Annotated in this window: 1 protein-coding gene; it reads right to left on the bottom strand. The window is 40.5% G+C overall.

Annotated elements, in window-relative coordinates; all coding sequences use genetic code 11:
- Nucleotides 1–227, bottom strand: a 227-nt coding sequence (locus KQI94_RS16445) for a transposase (protein WP_216454707.1), incomplete at both ends; no start/stop codon positions are given.

The raw sequence follows: 227 nt of genomic DNA, 5'->3' as shown, positions 1-227 counted from the left end.
CTGTTGAAAGCCTTTATGACTGCGACCTAGGAATTTTTGGTTGTAAGTATCAAAAGACGAGACTAAGAAACGTTCCAGCGACTCTTCGTTTTGGAACTGTTCCTTGCGGTGGCTGTATTTCTTGATTTGCTTATTAAAGGATTCAATCAGGTTCGTAGAATAAATACTCTTGCGTATGGCCAAGGGGAAATCATAGAAAGTGAGCAAGTGATCGTTCGAAAGAATCG

This window comes from Enterococcus sp. S183_ASV_20, from assembly GCF_018919685.1.
GTDB classification, from domain to species: Bacteria; Bacillota; Bacilli; order Lactobacillales; family Enterococcaceae; genus Enterococcus; species Enterococcus faecalis.
This window is presented reverse-complemented; position numbering and strand designations above follow the sequence as displayed.